Origin of the sequence: Microbacterium sp. B24 (assembly GCF_000333415.1) — a bacterium.
Lineage (GTDB): Bacteria > Actinomycetota > Actinomycetes > Actinomycetales > Microbacteriaceae > Microbacterium.
Genome location: NZ_BADB01000044.1, coordinates 1 through 1,810, shown reverse-complemented (window position 1 = coordinate 1,810; position 1,810 = coordinate 1). Strand labels below are relative to the sequence as shown.

Below are 1,810 nucleotides of genomic sequence, written 5' to 3'. Positions count from 1 at the left end.
AGCTCGGTCCCGGGGATCCTCTAGAGTCGTCGTCGCGATCGCCCGCCCGGTCATGAGCGCGTAGTAGTGATACAGGCTGTTGGTCACGGAGACGTCGGTCGCGCTGCGGAAGCGCGATGCCGCGGTGCGCGCGATGTCGTCGGCGAACTCGCGCTCCACCTCCGCGGCCACGCTTCGCCGCATCGGTGCCGCACAGTGTTCGAGGTCGCGCAGGATCACGCGACCGAACCGCTCGCGCAGGAGCTCCCGATTCACGCGCAGCGCGTTGTCGTGTCCGGACCGTTCCGTGCGCGTGGGGCCCGATCCGATGCGGACGTCGCACTCGACGAACTTCGTGAGGCCCCCCGCGGTGAAGAACATCTCCGCCGTCACGGGGCGGCCGAAGAACATGTCGTCGTTCGAGTAGAGGAAGTGCTCGGCCAGCCCGTCGATGCGGTGGAGTTGCGCCTCGACGGCATGGGAGTTGTGCGTGGGGAGCACCGACGGATCGGCGAAGAACTCGTCGCTGCGAACGACCGTGACCCGCGGATGCTCCCGCAGCCATGCAGGCTGCGGCGAGTCGGTGGCGATGAAGATGCGGCGCACCCAGGGGGCGTACATGTGCACGCTGCGCAGCGCGTACCGCAGCTCGTCGACGTGCCGGTAGCGGGCGGGCCCGTCGTCGCCTTTGCCGACGACGTACTCCTCCTGCTGGGCGGCGCGCTGCCGTTGGAACTCGCTCGCCGACCCGTCGACCCAGGAGAAGACCATGTCGATGTCGACGGTGACCTGGTGGGGACGCACCTCGAACATGCCGGCCACGGTGCGCCACGACCTGCCGTAGCGCCAGACCGTCGTGACGACGAGATCGGATGCCGGGAAGACGCGCCGCGTGAGCGCGGTGGGTCGTGGCGTGTGGACCAGATCGCCGCTCATGCGCCAGGTCTCCAGGCGCACGCCCTCCGCGCTGCCGTAGCGGAGAGAGCCGCTGTCGGTGACGCGGGGACGGAACAGTCGCAGGGACCAGACGGCGTCGGCCTCGGGCAGAGGCACATCGACGGCGAGACGGGCGGCACCGCCCGGCGCCTTCGCGTACAGGGGCTCCCGGGCTCCGGCGGCAGCGAGGGCGCGGAGCGCCGCGCGCCCCTCCGCGGCATCGACCACGATGACGGCGGCGCCGTGATCGTCTTGCGCGAGCAGCGGATCGATACCGGCGGCGGCCAGGGTGTCGGCGATGAGGCCGATGTCGGCCACACGGGCCATCTCGGGCGTCAGGTCGTCGTGCACGATGTGGAGCACGCCATCCACCCAGCGCACGTCGTCGCGGGCCAGCAGGCCCGACCAGGGATGCGGGTGCGGTGAAAGTGCCTCCAGTGCTGCCGTCACGAGGACCGCCCTTCGTCGTCGGAGAGGCTCAGCGTACGGTGCCGGCGTTTCCCGCGCGTTTCGGGGACGGCAGGCGCGGCGGGCGGTCGCGGTCGATAGCCTGGACGGGTGACCGACATCTCCGAGCGCTTCCCCGCCTCACGCGGCGGCGACCTGCACCGTCCGTACGCTGCGGCATCCGACCGCTACTCCGCCTCCGCGTTTCGTCAGGTGGGCTCGAGCGGGCTGTATCTGCCCGCGATCTCGCTGGGGCTGTGGTGGAACTTCGGCGACAACGTCCCCTTCGACAACCAGCGCGCGCTACTGCGCCACGCGTTCGACCGCGGCATCACGCATTTCGATCTCGGCAACAACTACGGTCCCGCCTACGGCAGCGCCGAGACCAATTTCGGACGCATGATGCGCGAGGACTTCCGGGCCCTACGGGACGAGCTCATCATCTCGT

2 protein-coding genes are annotated in these 1,810 nt (G+C 70.0%); one reads left to right on the top strand and one right to left on the bottom strand.

Going from position 1 to position 1,810, the window contains the following annotated elements; genetic code table 11:
* Nucleotides 1-1,365: stealth conserved region 3 domain-containing protein (locus I5I_RS00975; RefSeq protein WP_051039410.1), on the bottom strand; the 1,365-nt coding region annotated here is incomplete at its 3' end.
* A gap of 108 nt (nt 1,366-1,473) precedes the next feature.
* On the opposite strand from I5I_RS00975, the gene I5I_RS00970 reads away from it, so the two are divergent.
* Nucleotides 1,474-1,810: aldo/keto reductase (locus I5I_RS00970; RefSeq protein WP_036315291.1), on the top strand; the 337-nt coding region annotated here is incomplete at its 3' end.